We start from the raw sequence: 15,972 nt of genomic DNA, 5'->3' as shown, positions 1-15,972 counted from the left end.
GAGCTTTTGTTGTATTGGCCAAGAACCGATGACGGGCTCTTGGCCAATACTATTTAGGGGGAAGGCTCGGGAGTTAGCTGTTCAGGAACGGACTGCAAACCTATTCCCAAAAATTAGTTGAGTCCCGGGCCTTTTCATGTTTGAGCTTGCGCATGTCGGTATCTCCCAGCACGAGCCACCTGGTGTTATTGGCCAGCCGATTCACAATCGAATCCCCAGCCACGCGGTCAGGTAGTACCTGAACCCAATACGCCGGATCGGTCTGGCTGACAATCGCCGTCGGCAACCGATGCTCCCGATCAGCCAAAACCCCGAACAGGTCACTGGCAATGTTCTGATCGATACCCACGGTCAAAAAGTCGTCAATGATCAACACATCTGCCTCCCGTAACTTTTCAAGCAGGGCATCATGAACTTTGCTATCACCGCGTGCGATGAGCAGCTTTCTGGCCAGGACGTCCATCCGCGTGTAAAACACCGAGTGCTCGCTATGGCAGGCAGCAATCCCTATCGCGCAGGCGATATAGGTTTTGCCTCCACCGCTGGGGGCGATGATCAACAAGTTCGTCGGATCATCTCGCCACTGATGCATCGCGTAGCGTTTCATCCGTGCCTCATCGATCTTGCGACCCGGAACATAATGCAGCTCGGCAATCGATGCGCCCGGTAGGGGAAACCGTGCCTGTTTGATGAGTTTGTCGATCTTGTTCGATCGGCGCAGATCCAAGGAATGGTTGACCGCCTGCATGAACACTTCCTCCGGCAGCAACGTGTCGTTGGCTTCGTCGTTGGTCAGCTCCAAGAACTTGTCGGCAAACGTGGTGAGTCGAAGATCCTTGATCTTCTGATGATCTTCACTATTCAGCATGGGAACCACCGAACCCCTTGTAGTGCGCCGCATCGCGAACAAACACTCCGGACAGGTTCTGGACGTCCTTCAGATTCTTCACGTTCTGCGCTGCCGGAGCTGCCGCAGCCGGTTGGGCCTTGGCCGCGGCCAACGTCGCCATCACTCGTTTGAGCGAGGTGTAGTTGGGATACCCGTTGATGTTCAGCATTTCCTGGCACGCTTCCTCCAACGAGGATTTCTTCCCGCCCAACTCCGAGAGGATATTGCGGCACGCCAAGAAGGCTTGGGCTTCAATCTTGCTCCGGTCCAAAATCTGCGTGATGACTTGCACGGTAGCCGGTCCATAATTCCGGGCACGGTTCAAGAACCACTCCCTGGACCACAACCCCTGAACCTGCTGGTGATGCTTGGGAGCATGCGATAACTCCGAGGAATATTGACCCCGGCGCCCGAGCTTGCGCGGGTGCTCACAAATTTTGGCTTGCCCGTCAAAGATGCTCACGGTGGTTGCGGTGATCCGGACTGAAAGAATCTTGCCGGCCAACTCATACGGCACCGAATAGTGTTGGTAGTCGCTGGTGACGTGATAGTTCCGCCCGACCTTCAACTGCTTATATTCCACCGATTCAAACGGATGATCCGGCAGGGGCTGTAGCAACGCTGCTTCCTCGGCGTCAAAGACTTCTCGCCGCGTGGTCCCGTTGACCCGGCGTAGTTGTTCGTTCAGATCCAGCAGTCGTTCCTGCACGGCGTCGTTGAGTTCCTCGAACGAGGTTCAGGTCTGGGAGGCGAGATAACCGATGACTCGGCTCTCCACCGCTTGAACCATTCGCTCGACATGTGCCTTGTCACGTGGCTTATTTGATCTCGCCGGCACGATTGCTGTTTGGTAATGCTCCGCCAATTGACGGTAGGACTTGGTCACCACCAACTCGTTATCTGCCCGGGTGCGCTTATGGGTGGCGGTGCGGGCATTGTCGGGGACGATCAGCTGCGGGACGCCGCCGATGAATGCCAGCGCGTTCACAAGCGCCTGGTTCCACGCTTCCTGTTTCATGGTGCTGAACGCCTGGCAGAACACCAACCCTGAGTACGGTAGCGAAGCGACGAAAAAGTACGCCTTGCTGACTTCCCCGGTCACGGTGTCCACCACCGGTAGCGTGGGGCCGACCCAGTCCACGAACATTGCTTTGCCCGGTTCGTGTTGCAGGGTGGCCACGACGTCGGTGACGGCGGCGAACCGGCTGAATAGTGCGCAGTATTGGGAGTAACTGTATTTCTTCTGCTCGCTGGTTGAGCCGAGGTATTTCACCCAGCCCTGCTGCAAGGTGAAGTACCGGTTGTGTTTCATCTCTTCGACGACTGAAACGAAATGCGGGTCCGCATAGTCCTGGGAAACGGTCTTGCGCCCGTCCGGGAAGAGCTGCTCAATGTCTGCTGCTGTCATCGTTGCAAAGCGTTCGGCGGAGATGCCGGCTGTGGTGACGGTTTTCTTCACGGCCGAGACATCACGACGTGAACAGCCCACCGAATCGCTGATTTCCTCATAGGTGAGGCCTTTGAACACCAAGGACATTATGGCTTGATAATCCACCAAGGGATTTCTCCTCTGATCAATTCGCCGCACCGTGTTGTGTGGCGACCAGATCAGAGGATCACAAAAGGTCCTCGAACGGTACCGTGTTCCCAGAACAGCAGTACCAACAAGCCAGAACAGACGTACCGTCTGACGCTATTCAGCACACAACTTTACGGAGCGCGAAACGCACTTTGGAAAGTCGGTATGGCTGTCCCGTAAAGGCGCCATCCGTGCCCGCGAGGGGGACCCTGGCTTGATTCCGGGCTCAATGGGCACCGCGTCTTACGTTGTTGTTGGCAGGGGGAACCCGGTGGCGCTGTGCTCGTCACCGCATGGGGCAGGACGGGAATACTCCCGCACGGCCGCACGCAAGGCGTTTACCATCGACCAGCTGCGTATTGCTATGACAGGCATCGAGTACAGGGATACCGACGCCTTCCTTGACGAGATTCCCGGAGCCTACAAGCCGATTGACCAGGTCATGGAGGATGCTGCCGACCTCGTGAACGTGCGGCACAAGCTACGACAGATCATTAACGTCAAGGGCGATTAGGGGCCATTAAGTCTAAGGGGCTGGGTGGGTCAGAACTATGCTGGCCCACCCAGCCCCTTGGCTGTCCTCGGTCTAAATGAATGAAACTACGGAGTGTGCCGAGGGGTGTCCTCGGTGGGGTTGCCGCCTTCGTCGCTCTGGTCCCCGGTCTCCTCGGCCTTGCCTTCACGGGCCTGAAGTTCGGCCTCCTTGCGGCGCAATTCCTCCTCGCGCGCCTTCTGGCGTCGCTGTACTTCGAGGTTTCGAAGGAACTCCGGATCATCGTCCGGAGCGCCGGTTGCGGCACGCGTTTCTTTTTTTGGGTTGCTGTAAGCGGACGCCGGTGGCCTGCCCAACCAGAACCACAACCCTGCACCCAGCAGGGGCAGCAGAATGATGACCGCCACCCAGGCCATCTTGGGCAGCGAACGGACGTCGTTCGGACGCGCTCGCACGCATTCGATCAAGGCATAGATGGTTACTGCGAGTGCAACCAACGCCAAAAAGATAAAGTTCCGGACCATAGCTATAGTCTAGTGAATTTATCTGTGTACCAGCTGCGTCTAGACTGGAGTGGTGCAGTTCCTAAAATTCTCCCTGATTCGGTTGGTCATCTTCTTCGTAGTATTCCTACCCTTGGTCTATTTTCTGCGCTGGCCCGTTTTCACGGCCGGCCTCGTTGGCCTCGTGTTTGCCTTTGCGTTGAGCTATCTCTTCCTCAACAAAATGCGATTGGCAGCCAGTGCGGATGTGCAACAGATGTTTGCCTCCCGCGGCCCCAAGAAGTCCAAACACGATTTGGACGACGAAGAAGCCGAAGACCGTTTCCTCGACGGCGGTAAGTAGCCTCAGTACCTCCCCGTGAGCCAGATCGCTGGTTGATGTACCGCGGGCGCCGCTGCAATAGCGGTCAATATAAATCGACGACGTGTTCGGGTCATCTCGCTGCGCCATAGCAGCGCTGACGGGACGCGACGCCACAGCTCCACGTCCTCGACGTGGACGTTTCTGTCGTAAATCATCAGGCCCGAGGCGCTCGCGACAGTCTCCGTGGGGGCAAATGCGTGTGAATGACGCCAGCCCAGCGGCTTGAGTGTCTGTTCTGTCGCGTCGAACCTCCGCGGCCCGCCAATTCCTCGAGTCCCGCCTCGGCTCATGCCAACACGAAGGGCCCGGTCAGCAACGACCGAGCCCTAGGATCTTCATGACTGGGCTTCTGGGGCCAGCCATTATTGTGCGAACTATTTGAGGACGATCTCCATGAGGATGGCCACGGTGAAGAGCGCGGCATAAACCATATTGATAATGCCGGTCTGCTTCAGTACCGGGATCAGGGCACCTCGTTCGTGGTTGCGTAGCACCGTCCAGCACGGGAAGATGCTCACCAACATGGTGAGCAGGATGATCCACATCCAGGGGTGGGTGGCGACCATGACCAAAGGCAACAGGATGGCGATGGCCAGCATCATGACGTAGCTAATGCGTGCCGCCGGATCGCCCAGCCGCACGGCCAACGTCATCTTGCCGACTTCTTTGTCGGTAGGAATATCGCGGATGTTGTTGGCCATCAGTAGCGCGGTGCCGATGAGACCGGTGCCTACGGCCCCCACATAGGAGCCCAGCGTGAGCTCGTGAATCTGTGTAAACGTGGTTCCCAAGGTGGCCACGAGACCAAAGAAGATGAAAACGAAAACTTCGCCCAGCCCGCGGTAGCCGTAGGGGTTCTTGCCACCGGTGTAGCCCCAAGCGGCAAAAATTGCCGCAACGCCAACCAACAGCAGCGGCCATGAAGCGGTGTATACGACTAGGAAAGCGCCAACGATTCCGGCAATACCAAAGCAGCCGAAGGCGGCATTTCGCACGGATGTTGGCTTGGCCAGTCCCGATCCCGTCAGCCGCAGGGGTCCAACGCGGACATCGTCTGTGCCCCTGATTCCGTCCGAGTAGTCGTTGGAGTAGTTAACACCGATCTGCAACAGCAGACCAACAATCAGTGCCAAGAGCGCTTCGAACCAAGCGAGCTTGCCGGTGACGTCCACTGCCGCAGCCGTACCAATAACCACCGGGGCAATCACAATGGGAAGGGTTCGCAAGCGTGCGCCAGCAACCCATTGGGCAATCGTAGCCACCATCTGTCCTCTCGCTACTTACAAAAAACGTGCAGCATTCATTCTCCCCCTTCCCACCAGTGGGGGAGAAATTAGCGATTTAGCCGGCGCTGGCCGCCAGCAGTGCGGCGAGCAACATCCGGTCAATTTTTCCATTGGGTAGCAACGGCAACTCGTCGAGCCTTTGCACGCGACGAGGAACCGCTGCGGCACCGAGTGATTCACGCACCGCGTCGGCCAAGGAATCGGGGCTGGCGGTGCCAGCGTAGGCCGCGCCGATCTGCTGGCCCCATTGGGCATCGGGCACAGCAACAACCTGAACCGCGCTCACACCTGGTACGGATTCGATAATGCGTTGGACCGCCGCGGCCGAAACCTTGACGCCGCCGGTGATGATCACATCGTCCGCGCGGCCACTGACCGAGAGCACCCCGTCCGTGTAGCTTCCCAGATCGTCGGTGGCGTACCACCGTGTGCCCGCGGCATCGGTGCTGAAATGCTGTTGCGTGAGCTCGGGGTTTCCGAGGTAGCCAGCGGCAATGGTGGGACCGCCCAGCATGATCCGCCCGTCGATGACCTTGACCTGTACCCCGGGCAGCGCTTTGGCGTCGTACACACACCCTCCCGCAGTCTCGCTGGAGCCATAGGTGAGGTGCAGATTAAGTGAGTGCTTGGCCGCCTCCGCAAGCACCGCACGCGGTGCCCGGGCACCGCCAAGAAGGATCGCGTCAAAGCGCTGCAGCGTGGAGATCGTTTGTGCGTCGGGATCCGTGAGCAGACGCTGCAGCTGGGTGGGGACCATAGATACCAGTCGCCGGCGATCGGTCAACGCGGAGGCAGCGTCGTTAAACCCCTGTGCGGCGAAACTCTGCTCCAGATCCATCGCCCAGGGGCGAGTCCCGGCGTAGAGACTGCGTGTGAGTACGGCAAGGCCTGCCACAAAATGCAGTGGCAGGGCCAGCAGCCACTGCCCCTCGAAACCCAAGTGCTCCGCGGTGGCCATCGATGACGAAGCGAGGGCCTCGACGGACAGCGCGGTGCGCTTGGGCGTGCCGGTGGAGCCCGAGGTGCGAACCACCGCGGCGATCTCCTGATAATCCACTAGCTCCGCACTCGGTACCTCTTCAATCAGGTAATGATTGCCGGTTCTCCCGGGAAGGATTTCCACGGCAGCGCCCTCGCCGTTAAGCGATGCGGTGAGGGCCTGGAGTGCGAGTTCTGGATTCATGGAGGAGTTGAGCTGCCTTTGTACAGGTGGGGGACTGGTTAGCCGAGCAGGGGAGGGAGTACCGCTTAGAAGTAGTACGGGTGCCCGGACCAGTCCGGATCGCGCTTTTCCAAGAACGCATCACGGCCCTCGACCGCTTCATCGGTCATGTACGCCAAGCGTGTGGCTTCCCCGGCAAAGACCTGCTGGCCTGCCAGACCGTCGTCGGCTAAGTTGAAGGCAAATTTCAGCATGCGGATGGCCTGCGGGGACTGACGTGCGATGTCTGCCGCATATTCCAGGGCAACCTCTTCCAGCCGTGCGTGATCCACGGCCTCGTTGACAGCTCCCATGCGCACCATGTCCTCGGCGGAGTATTCGCGGGCCAAGAAGAAAATTTCCCGGGCTGCCTTCTGTCCAATTTGGCGGGCCAGCAGGGCGGAGCCGTATCCGGCGTCGAAGGACCCAACCGTCGCATCCGTCTGCTTGAACTTGCCGTGCTCGCGGGAGGCGATGGTCAGGTCCGAGACCACGTGCAGCGAGTGTCCGCCGCCGGCTGCCCAACCGTTAACCACGGCGATGACCACCTTGGGCATGGTGCGCATCTGACGCTGAACCTCAAGAATGTGGAGGCGTCCGGCGCGGGCGGGGTCAATGGAGTCTGCCGTCTCGCCCTCGGCGTAGCGGTAGCCGTCGCGGCCGCGGATGCGCTGGTCCCCGCCGGAGCAGAAGGAATGCCCGCCGTCCTTGGGGGAGGGGCCGTTGCCGGTGAGGAGCACCGTGGCCACGTCCGAGCTCATCCGGGCGTGGTCCATGATGCGGTAGAGCTCATCAACCGTGCCGGGGCGGAACGCATTGCGGATCTCTGGGCGGTCAAACGCGATGCGGACGGTGGGGAGATCGCGAATGATCTTCCCACCGGCATCTCGTTCCACCTGACGGTGATAGGTCATGTCTTCAAGCTCAAAACCTTCGACCACACGCCAACGCGTGGGGTCAAAAATATCGGAGACTTTGGCTGGCAGCTGGGTGTTTGATTCAACGATGCTCACAATGATGAATGCTAGTGCCTTACCCGTTGCTCGGGCGAAATGAGCGGATAGCGCGATCGATGCTCTCCGTCGCGCGGGGTCGGGGTCGATTCGCTGTTAGTTTTTTAGGGACCTCGCGGTCGTGGCCGGAGCCGAGGTACCAGAACATCGATCCTGCCGTCGCGACGGGGTCCAAGTCGGTGGCTCGAGGGACGATTTGAACACTATTCGTCGAACGTTACCCTGCCACACATACGACGAAAAAACAGCCTTTCACCTGATACGTTGTGCGATTACTGGGCCTGAACTTGAGGGGCCGGTGATGTGGCTCGTAACACATGGTTGTATATTACGCGACCGCACATGGTGTAAGTTTGCCGATTGCGTCCCTAGCCGTGTGACCGGCCACTCTCAGTCTGACCTAGTGGGCGCCTCCTGCCTTTATCCAAGCGGGATTTTTCAGTGATAAAGGAGTCACGCGTTGGAATCACGCAATGTGAACGAACACCAGCACCACACCTCGACCCAAGACGCAGGAGTCACGGCGGAGGGATATAAGAAAACCCTGACTCGACGTCACGTCCAGATGATTGCCATGGGCGGCGCGATTGGTGTTGGTCTGTTCATGGGAGCTGGTGGCCGGTTGGCCACCACCGGCCCCGCCCTGATTTTCTCTTACGCCATTGCCGGGGTCATCGCCTACTTCCTGATGCGTGCGCTGGGCGAGCTCATCATGTACCGCCAGTCCTCGGGATCCTTTGTGTCCTACGCCGGCGAGCTCTTCGGCGCCAAGGGCGCCTTCCTCTCCGGGTGGATGTATGTCCTGAACTGGGCCATGACTGGCATTGCCGAACTCATCGCCATCGGGTTGTACTTCACCTACTTCTTCCCCGGAGTTCCCGTCGAAGCCGCGGCGCTGTGCGCCCTGGGCCTGCTGGTTGCGGTGAACCTATTCAGCGCCAAGGCGTTTGCCGAGTTCGAGTTCTGGGCATCGTTCCTGAAGGTTGCGGCGATTGTGCTCTTCCTGTGCATCGGCATTTACTTGGTGGTGACCAACGCCCAGGTCGGTGACGGACATGCTTCGGTGTCCAACCTCTTTGCCGGCGAGGGTGGCATGTTCCCCCGCGGGTTCATGATCACCATCCTGGTCCTCAACGCCGTCATCTTCGCCTACAACGCCATTGAACTGGTCGGTATCACCGCCGGGGAAATGGAAGACCCAGCCAAGGAAGTGCCGGCCGCCATCCGGGCCGTGGTGGTTCGTATCGTCGTTTTCTACGTCGGTTCGGTGACCCTGCTGGCCATGATCGTGCCGTGGAACCAATACAAGGCCGGGGAAAGCCCGTTTGTCACAGTCTTCGACCAGCTCGGCTGGGGCTGGATCGGCGGCGTGATGAACTTTGTGGTCATCACCGCCGCCCTCAGTTCCTGCAACTCGGGCCTGTACTCAATCGGGCGCATCTTCCGCGCCATGGCCAACAACGGCCACGCACCGAGGTGGCTGACCAAAATGAACAAGCGCTACGTTCCCTACGCGGGCATCCTGGCGATCGCCGGCGTGTACTTCGTAGGCATCATCCTCAACGTCTGGCTGGGCGGAACCTACGCCTTTGACCTGGCGCTGAACACCGCCTCGATCGGCGTGCTGTTCACCTGGGCCTCGATCTTCGCCTGCCAGCTGATGCTGCGCAAAAAGCGCGGCAAGGTTTCTTCGCTGCCCATGCCCGGGTCACCGTACACCAGCTGGGCGGGCCTGATCGCTCTGCTCGTGATCACCGTGCTGATCGGTTTCGACACGCTGACCGGTCCCGACGGCGAGGTCTTTCACCTCGGTCTCTACACCATTGCCTGCATTCCGCTGATTGCCATTGGGTTGTGGATTGGCTGGCAGAAGGCCAAGCACAATACGGCCAAGAGCGAGCTCTACTCCTAGGTAAGCGGCGGAAAGCCACGGTTCGCCGGGGCAAGACGGTGGGTGGGTCGTTCCCGGAGAATTTTCGGGAGCAACCCACCCACCTTTTTGTTGGTGCCCGCTTTGACCCATGAGCGAGGATTCGGCCCGGTTAGGTCCGGGCGTCGGCCGCGCCGGTGTCGGCCAGGATTCCCGTCTCGTGGGCATCGGGGATCTGCGTACCGCGCAGCGATGCCCCGGCGGTTTCCGGCAGGTAGCGTGTGGCCACCAGACCGATAGCGCAGGCGACCATCATGTAGACGGCCGGGAACAGCAGGAAGCTGGTCTTGTTGATGACCGCCTCGTTGACCATGGCCGCGGTGCCTCCGAAGATCGCTGTTGCGACGTTGTAGGTCACCGCAAAGCCGGCGAATCTGACATGTGATGGGAACATGGCCGGGAAGGTCGCGGTGATCGTGGCAAGTTGCGGGATGTAGAGCAGGCCCAGGATGGCGAAGCCAAGTATCGCGAGCGGGAAACTTCTGCCCATGAGCCAGAACAGCGGCAGCGCCAGCACGAACAGACCGATCAGCGATGCAAACCATAGCGGTTTCCGGCCTACCTTGTCAGAGAGTGATCCGGCAAAGGGGATGACTGCCATCATGGCGACCTCGCCGATCAGGATCACCATCAGCGACGCCTTCGGATCCAGGCCCAGCTGGCCCTCGAGGTAGGTCGGCATGTAGCTCAGCAGCGTGTAGTTCACGACGTTCAGGGCGATGACCAAGCCGCTCATGATGAGCATCGGGCGCCAATAGGTACGGATGAGTTCAAAGAGCGAACTCCGTTCCTGGACTTCGCCGCGTTCCTCGAGCTCCTGGAACACCGGGGTGTCTTCGAGCTTGTTCCTGAGGTAAAGGCCGATCAGACCCATGGGCAGGGCGAGCATGAAGGGCACGCGCCAGCCCCAGGCCATCATGGCCTCCTCGCTCAGGGCCACCTGGAAACCGAGCATGACCGCGGTTCCCAGAGCGAAACCGCCGAGCGTCCCGAATTCCAGGAAGGACCCGAAGAAGCCGCGCTTCTTGTCCGGGGAGTACTCGGCCATGAAGGTGGCGGCACCGCCATATTCACCCCCGGTGGAGAACCCCTGAACCATGCGCAGGAGCACCAGAAGGACGGGTGCGAGCACGCCAACCTGATCGAAGGTAGGCATCACGCCGATCAAGAATGTCGCGAGAGACATCATCAAAATGGTCAGCGCGAGGATGTGCTTGCGGCCCATCCGATCGCCCAGCGGCCCCCACACCAGTCCGCCCAGCGGCCGGACGAGGAAGGACAAGGCAAAGGTGCCCAGCGCCATGAGGGTTCCGCCCTCGGTGGGGAAAAAGTGGACGGCAATGTAGGAAACTGCGACGGCGTACACGCCGTAGTCGAACCATTCTGTCAGGTTGCCCATCGCCGAAGCGGCAGTGGCATTGCGGATTTCTCGGCGTCCTGCCGCGGTGCCCAGGTCGGGTCCGATGCCCTGGCTCAGATCCACCGGAGTCGGTGTTGCGGGGTGGTTGGGTTGGCTGGTGTCCGGTTGCATTACTGCTCCGTTGCTATTCAGCTTTCCGTCGACCGGATGCCCGTCTGGTTCCCTGTCACGGTCCCTGACGGTGACGGTCCACGATCCAGGGGGAGCCCCGGAGTCGGTCAAGTGGAAGACAATACGCCTGCCCATGGCCCGCGTCAACGTGTGCGGATTTGTGTCCCGAGGTGATTGACCACACATGTGGCACCATGGGATTCTAGGTGTGATTCAATTAGTGAACGAATGGTCGGTAATTATGGCGTCTCCACGCGGGACGGCAAACCGGACCACTAAACGGCCCACGAACCGGTCCTTCCGCTGGACAAACCAACCGGAGGGACCCTGCCGTGCGCCGAACGACAAAGGAGTTGTGATGACCGAGGCATACTTGGTGGGCGGAGCCCGCACCCCGGTGGGACGCTACGGCGGAGCATTGAGCAGCGTGCGCCCGGATGACTTGGCCGCACTCGCGATTCGGGCCGCTGTAGAGCGCGCCGGCATCGATCCGGCTGACGTTGACGAGGTGATCTTCGGCAACGCCAACGGTGCCGGGGAGGAAAACCGCAACGTCGCTCGCATGGCCTGGCTGCTGGCCGGGTTCGAGGACACCGTCCCGGGCATTACGGTGAACCGCCTCTGCGCCTCAGGCATGAGCGCCATCACCATGGCCAGCCATATGATCAAGGCCGGTGCCGCCGACATCGTCGTCGCTGGCGGGGTCGAGTCCATGAGTCGCGCGCCGTGGGTCATGGAAAAGCCGGACAAGGCCTTCGCCAAGCCCGGTGCCAGCTACGACACCTCGATCGGCTGGCGCTTCCCGAACCCCGAGTTCGTCTCCGGAGAGCTCTCCCGCGAGGGCAAGGCCACCTTCTCGATGCCGGAAACCGCCGAAGAAGTTGCCCGAGTTTTCAACACCAGCCGTGAGGACTGCGACGCCTTCGCCGTGCGCTCCCACGAACGTGCACTGGCCGCCATCGCGGCCGGGCACTTCAAGGACGAAATCGTCCCGGTCATCGTCAAGACCCGCAAAGGTGAGAGCGTCGTCGACACCGACGAGGGCCCGCGCCCCGGCACCACCTTCGAGGTGCTCTCCGCATTGCGCCCCGTGGTCAAGGGCGGCACCGTGGTCACCGCAGGCAACGCCTCAACCCTCAACGACGGCGCCTCAGCGATCATCGTCGCTTCCGCGGCGGCCATCAAGAAGTACGGGCTGGTGGCGCGTGCCCGCATCATCGACGGCGCCTCCGCCGGCCTGGCCCCGGAGATCATGGGCGTCGGCCCGGTTCCGGCCACCCGCAAGGTGATGGAGCGCTCCGGCTACAAGATCGAGGACCTGGCCGCGGTCGAACTCAACGAGGCCTTCGCCTCGCAGTCGCTGGCCTCCATGCGCGAACTGGGCATCGACCCAGAGATCGTGAACAACGACGGCGGCGCCATCGCGCTCGGCCACCCGCTGGGTTCCTCCGGCTCCCGCATCGTGATCACCCTGTTAGGCCGTCTGGAGCGCGAAGCCAAGGAGGGCGGGTCCAAGCTCGGGCTGGCCACCATGTGCGTCGGCGTTGGCCAGGGCGCAGCCTTGCTCATCGAGGGAGTTTAGGCGTGGGTGGCACCTTGGACACGACCGGCTTTCAGGCGCTGAAGGTCACCGAGACCCTCGACCGGCTGGAAGTACAGCTTGACCGTCCCGAGGTCAAGAACGCCATCGACCAGGCAATGGTCGATGAGCTGCACGCGGTGTGCGCCTACCTGGAACGCACCCCGAAGATCATGGTGCTCTCGGGCACCCCGGCCGACTCGGAATCCGGTGCCAAGGGCATCTTCGCCTCCGGCGCCGACATCGCGCAGCTGCGTGAACGCCGCCGCGACGATGCCTTGGCAGGAATCAACTCGGGCATTTTTGACCGTATCGCCAAGCTGCCGATGCCCGTCATCGCCGCTCTCGACGGATTCGCCCTGGGTGGCGGCGCCGAGCTGGCTTACGCTGCGGACTTCCGGATCGGCACCCCCGAACTGCGCATGGGCAATCCGGAGACCGGACTCGGCATCATGGCCGCAGCGGGAGCCACCTGGCGCCTGAAGGAACTGGTGGGCGAGCCGCTAGCCAAGGAGATCCTGCTCGCGGGCAAGGTGCTCACGGGCGAAGAATGCCTGAAGGCTGGACTCATCACCGAATTGGTTCCCGGTGCCGAATTGCTGGCAGCGGCTTCGGCTCTGTCCGACCGGATCGGCAAGCAGGACCCGTTGGCGGTACGCATCACCAAGTCGGTGTTCCATGCCCCGCGAGAGGCACACCCCGTCATCGACACCCTGGCCCAAGGAATGCTTTTTGAATCCCAGGCAAAATTCGACCGCATGCAGGCCTTCTTGGATAGGAAGAAAAAATAATGGAAACACTTCCCAACTCGCTGCCCGCCAAGGTCGGCGTGCTCGGCGGCGGCCGGATGGGCGCCGGCATTGCCCACGCCTTCTTAATTAATGGCTGCGACGTCGTGGTCGTTGAGCGTGATGAGGCTTCCGCCCAGGGCGCCCGGGAACGTGTGGAGTCTGCGGCAGCCAAGTCGATCGAGCGAGGATCGGTCGACGGGAACCTCGGCGAGATGCTGACCCGGTTCGATGTTTCGGTGGACTACGCGGCCTTTGCCGACCGCGGGCTCGTCGTCGAGGCCGTTCCCGAGATCTGGGACCTGAAGGTCTCCTCGCTGAAGAAGGTTGAGGAGAACCTCAGGACCGACGCGATCCTAGCCTCCAACACCTCCTCATTGTCGATGAGTGGGCTGGCCGCCGAACTGCAGCGTCCGGAAAATTTCTTGGGCCTGCACTTCTTCAACCCGGTACCCGCCTCCACGCTCATCGAGGTGGTCATTGCCAAGCAGAGTGCACCCGAGTTGATTGAGCGCTCCCGCGGCTGGGTTGCCGGGCTGGGAAAGACCGCCGTGGTCGTTAACGACGCACCGGGGTTCGCCAGCTCACGCTTGGGCGTGGCCATTGCCTTGGAAGCCATGCGCATGGTCGAGGAGGGCGTGGCGAGCGCCGAGGACATCGACAACGCCATGGTGCTGGGCTACAAGCACCCGACCGGTCCGCTCAAGACTACGGACATTGTCGGGCTGGATGTGCGTCTAGGCATCGCCGAATACCTGCATCAGACCCTCGGTGACCGCTTTGCCCCGCCGCAGATCCTGCGCGACTTGGTGGAGCAGGGACACCTGGGCCGCAAGACTGGGCGCGGCTTCTACGACTGGTCCGAGTCCGCGAGTTAGCACGTGATGGCCAGAAGCATGGGTGCCGCGTTGCGCCTCGGCGCAACGCGGCACCCATGCTTCATCCGGCGTGATACATCGGGGCGAAAATGGGTCGGCGCCTAAGTATTCGGTAGCGTGGTGGCAGAGTCGTCTGGGCACAGTGGCGACCAGAGTGGAAGGCAATCACCATGTACGTCGTCACCAACCGCATTGAGGTTCCCGCTGAACGCGCGGCAGCTTTCGAAGAGCGTTTCATTTCCAACATGCGTAATAATCTCCCCAAGGTTCAGGGCCTATCGCGCGCGACCCTTGATAAGCCGGTAGATCCCGCGGCCGCCTACAAGGTGACCATGGAATTTGTCGCGGAGTCAGATTTTATTATCTGGCGCGATTCCGAAGCTTTTCGCACCTCGCACGGCCGCCCCGGCGCCACGACACAGGAACCTTCGAACCCGGCAGCTTCGAGCCCCGTGGCACCGGCCGAGACCTCAGACCCGCGACCTGCCACCGGGCCGGAGCACCACACCCGCCTCGAAACATTTGACGGTACACCGGCCTAGAAACGACGGAGCAGCGTCATGATTCAATCCGGGGACGAGCCGCAGTGGGAGGGCGCAGTCAACGCACGCCACGTGCTGGGCAGCATCTATCGCATGGGCCGACGCGAGTGGCTCACCAATGTTGGCTGGCAACAAGCCCACGCCGACGGCGTAGAAACGGTCATTGACCTGAGGAACCCCGAGGAGGTACGTCGGCGTCCCACCGATCCGCAGATTGATGAGGCGGCCACCGCCGGAATCCTCATTATTAATGCCCCCACCGAGGAACCCGGACATCCGGTCTTCGAGCGGCTGGCCGTGCCCTATATGAACCATCCGCGGATGTATCCGGTGAACCTCGAGATTTTCCCCGAACGCATAACCGAGGTGTTCCACCAGATCGCTGCGGCCCGAGGAAAGATCGTGCTGCATTGCTCGGCCGGGCGTGACCGCACCGGATTAATTGTGTCCATGCTGCTCAAACTGGCGAATCGGACCGATCTGCTCGAATCCCAATATGCTGCATCACTGCGAGGGATCAACGAGTGGCACAAGATCAGCCCGGTGAAGCATCCGCACGAGTCCTACATCGAGGAGCCTGATCTCATCGCTCCGTTGAACGAGCGCTTGGAAGCGCTCGGAGTCTTTCTCGACTCCCTCGGTGTGGAATCTTTCCTGTTGGAGAACGGGCTACACCCTGACGAGTTGGAAGCCATCAAACAAAAGATGGTGTGAGTCAGAGCGGAAGCGTGCCCAGGCCGCGTCTTAGGCTAGTGCCATGACAAAGATTGAACCGTTGGTGTTGCGCGGTCCCCTGGTGACACTGGAACCGCTGCGACACGAGCACCATGATGAACTGAGCGAGGCGGTGCGCGACGGGGAGGTCTACAAGCTTTGGTACACGGCGGTGCCCACACCGCAGCTGATGCGCGTCGAGATCGATCGCAGATTGGCGTTGCAAGAAGCCGGATCGATGCTGCCATTTGTGGCCCGGCGCAATGCGGATTCCCTGGTGCTGGGCATGACAACCTACATGGACATCGACCCGACCCTACCGAGACTCGAGATCGGTTCGACCTGGAACCGAGCCTCGGTGAGCGGGACCGGGACTAACGTTGATTCCAAGCTTTTGCTACTCACCCACGCCTTCGAGGTCCTGGGCTGCCCAGCGGTGGAATTCCGCACGCACTGGATGAACATGGCCTCCCGGGCGGCGATCGAGCGGCTCGGGGCAAAACTTGACGGGGTGCTGCGTGCGCATCGGCGCATGGCCGATGGCTCGCTGCGCGACACCTGCGTTTATTCGATCATCGCCTCCGAATGGCCCCAGGTCCGCTCCGCTCTTCAGTACCGGCTCAAGCGGCATCTGGAATCCGCGACGTAGCGTCTTCGGAGCTATTCCTTGAACCCAAAGGGC

The 15,972-nt window shown here is 60.9% G+C and carries 16 protein-coding genes and 1 pseudogene; 9 read left to right on the top strand and 8 right to left on the bottom strand.

Annotated elements, in window-relative coordinates:
• Positions 1-100: 100 nt before the first annotated feature.
• The 3 genes from HED64_RS00460 to istA are packed head-to-tail and all read right to left on the bottom strand — an operon-like array spanning position 101 to position 2,444.
• On the bottom strand, positions 101-868 hold the full coding sequence (locus HED64_RS00460; protein WP_168150200.1) for an ATP-binding protein: 768 nt from the start codon (positions 866-868) through the stop codon (positions 101-103).
• Positions 858-1,598 (bottom strand): Mu transposase domain-containing protein, encoded by a 741-nt coding sequence (locus tag HED64_RS00455; RefSeq protein WP_168150199.1) that lies wholly within the window; start codon positions 1,596-1,598, stop codon positions 858-860. Before HED64_RS00455 ends, HED64_RS00460 begins: the two co-directional genes overlap by 11 nt.
• Before the next feature lie 27 nt (positions 1,599-1,625).
• A complete protein-coding gene (gene istA / locus HED64_RS00450; protein ID WP_342590659.1) occupies positions 1,626-2,444 on the bottom strand; it encodes an IS21 family transposase in 819 nt (272 codons plus the stop codon).
• Between the two features lie 148 nt (positions 2,445-2,592).
• Here istA and HED64_RS00445 point away from each other — a divergent pair.
• Positions 2,593-2,982 (top strand): annotated as a pseudogene (locus tag HED64_RS00445) (RtcB family protein); the annotation flags it as partial.
• 86 nt (positions 2,983-3,068) lie between these two features.
• Here the strand turns inward: HED64_RS00445 and HED64_RS00440 are convergent.
• Positions 3,069-3,485, bottom strand: coding sequence for a PLD nuclease N-terminal domain-containing protein (locus tag HED64_RS00440; RefSeq protein ID WP_168150197.1), 417 nt, complete (start codon positions 3,483-3,485; stop codon positions 3,069-3,071).
• Between the two features lie 52 nt (positions 3,486-3,537).
• On the opposite strand from HED64_RS00440, the gene HED64_RS00435 reads away from it, so the two are divergent.
• Positions 3,538-3,807, top strand: a complete 270-nt coding sequence (locus HED64_RS00435; protein ID WP_168150196.1) for a DUF4229 domain-containing protein — start codon at positions 3,538-3,540, stop codon at positions 3,805-3,807.
• Positions 3,808-4,202: 395 nt separating this feature from the next.
• On the opposite strand, the gene HED64_RS00430 is transcribed toward HED64_RS00435, so the two are convergent.
• The 3 genes from HED64_RS00430 to HED64_RS00420 all read right to left on the bottom strand — a co-directional run bounded on the left by HED64_RS00430 (position 4,203) and on the right by HED64_RS00420 (position 7,328).
• The gene (locus HED64_RS00430; RefSeq protein WP_168151062.1) at positions 4,203-5,090 is read right to left on the bottom strand and encodes a 1,4-dihydroxy-2-naphthoate polyprenyltransferase; all 888 of its coding nucleotides are present in this window, start codon (positions 5,088-5,090) and stop codon (positions 4,203-4,205) included.
• 79 nt (positions 5,091-5,169) lie between these two features.
• A complete protein-coding gene (locus tag HED64_RS00425; RefSeq protein ID WP_168150195.1) occupies positions 5,170-6,297 on the bottom strand; it encodes an AMP-binding protein in 1,128 nt (375 codons plus the stop codon).
• A 65-nt stretch (positions 6,298-6,362) separates the two neighbouring features.
• A complete protein-coding gene (locus HED64_RS00420) occupies positions 6,363-7,328 on the bottom strand; it encodes a 1,4-dihydroxy-2-naphthoyl-CoA synthase (RefSeq protein WP_342590616.1) in 966 nt (321 codons plus the stop codon).
• Between the two features lie 460 nt (positions 7,329-7,788).
• Between HED64_RS00420 and HED64_RS00415 the strand changes: the two genes are divergently transcribed.
• Complete coding sequence (locus HED64_RS00415) at positions 7,789-9,240, top strand: amino acid permease (protein ID WP_245325581.1); 1,452 nt, start codon at positions 7,789-7,791, stop codon at positions 9,238-9,240.
• 130 nt (positions 9,241-9,370) lie between these two features.
• Here HED64_RS00415 and HED64_RS00410 read toward each other — a convergent pair whose 3' ends face one another.
• Positions 9,371-10,789: an MFS transporter gene (locus HED64_RS00410; protein ID WP_168151059.1), complete on the bottom strand. Its 1,419-nt coding sequence runs from the start codon at positions 10,787-10,789 to the stop codon at positions 9,371-9,373.
• A 358-nt stretch (positions 10,790-11,147) separates the two neighbouring features.
• Here HED64_RS00410 and HED64_RS00405 point away from each other — a divergent pair, with 358 nt between their 5' ends.
• The 6 genes from HED64_RS00405 to HED64_RS00380 all read left to right on the top strand — a co-directional run bounded on the left by HED64_RS00405 (position 11,148) and on the right by HED64_RS00380 (position 15,939).
• Positions 11,148-12,371: a thiolase family protein gene (locus HED64_RS00405; RefSeq protein ID WP_168150194.1), complete on the top strand. Its 1,224-nt coding sequence runs from the start codon at positions 11,148-11,150 to the stop codon at positions 12,369-12,371.
• Positions 12,372-12,373: 2 nt separating this feature from the next.
• Positions 12,374-13,159: an enoyl-CoA hydratase/isomerase family protein gene (locus HED64_RS00400; protein WP_342590615.1), complete on the top strand. Its 786-nt coding sequence runs from the start codon at positions 12,374-12,376 to the stop codon at positions 13,157-13,159.
• The gene (locus tag HED64_RS00395) at positions 13,159-14,034 is read left to right on the top strand and encodes a 3-hydroxyacyl-CoA dehydrogenase family protein (RefSeq protein WP_168150193.1); all 876 of its coding nucleotides are present in this window, start codon (positions 13,159-13,161) and stop codon (positions 14,032-14,034) included. Before HED64_RS00400 ends, HED64_RS00395 begins: the two co-directional genes overlap by 1 nt.
• A 170-nt stretch (positions 14,035-14,204) precedes the next feature.
• Complete coding sequence (locus HED64_RS00390; protein ID WP_168150192.1) at positions 14,205-14,576, top strand: antibiotic biosynthesis monooxygenase family protein; 372 nt, start codon at positions 14,205-14,207, stop codon at positions 14,574-14,576.
• Between the two features lie 18 nt (positions 14,577-14,594).
• On the top strand, positions 14,595-15,290 hold the full coding sequence (locus tag HED64_RS00385) for a tyrosine-protein phosphatase (RefSeq protein WP_168150191.1): 696 nt from the start codon (positions 14,595-14,597) through the stop codon (positions 15,288-15,290).
• A 43-nt stretch (positions 15,291-15,333) separates the two neighbouring features.
• Complete coding sequence (locus HED64_RS00380) at positions 15,334-15,939, top strand: GNAT family N-acetyltransferase (protein WP_168150190.1); 606 nt, start codon at positions 15,334-15,336, stop codon at positions 15,937-15,939.
• Positions 15,940-15,972: the final 33 nt, after the last annotated feature.

Origin of the sequence: Paeniglutamicibacter terrestris (genome assembly GCF_012271785.1) — a bacterium.
Lineage (GTDB): Bacteria > Actinomycetota > Actinomycetes > Actinomycetales > Micrococcaceae > Paeniglutamicibacter > Paeniglutamicibacter terrestris.
The sequence above is the reverse complement of the archived record's forward strand: the minus strand, read 5'-3'. Positions and strand labels throughout refer to the sequence as shown.

Excerpts from the sequence above, each read along its gene's own strand:
- HED64_RS00410 (WP_168151059.1), bottom strand. The coding sequence starts at position 10,789 with ATGCAACCGGACACCAGCCAACCCAACCACCCCGCAACACCGACTCCG.
- HED64_RS00380 (WP_168150190.1), top strand. The coding sequence starts at position 15,334 with ATGACAAAGATTGAACCGTTGGTGTTGCGCGGTCCCCTGGTGACACTG.
- HED64_RS00405 (WP_168150194.1), top strand. The coding sequence starts at position 11,148 with ATGACCGAGGCATACTTGGTGGGCGGAGCCCGCACCCCGGTGGGACGC.
- HED64_RS00390 (WP_168150192.1), top strand. The coding sequence starts at position 14,205 with ATGTACGTCGTCACCAACCGCATTGAGGTTCCCGCTGAACGCGCGGCA.
- HED64_RS00395 (WP_168150193.1), top strand. The coding sequence starts at position 13,159 with ATGGAAACACTTCCCAACTCGCTGCCCGCCAAGGTCGGCGTGCTCGGC.
- HED64_RS00425 (WP_168150195.1), bottom strand. The coding sequence starts at position 6,297 with ATGAATCCAGAACTCGCACTCCAGGCCCTCACCGCATCGCTTAACGGC.
- HED64_RS00460 (WP_168150200.1), bottom strand. The coding sequence starts at position 868 with ATGCTGAATAGTGAAGATCATCAGAAGATCAAGGATCTTCGACTCACC.
- HED64_RS00440 (WP_168150197.1), bottom strand. The coding sequence starts at position 3,485 with ATGGTCCGGAACTTTATCTTTTTGGCGTTGGTTGCACTCGCAGTAACC.
- HED64_RS00385 (WP_168150191.1), top strand. The coding sequence starts at position 14,595 with ATGATTCAATCCGGGGACGAGCCGCAGTGGGAGGGCGCAGTCAACGCA.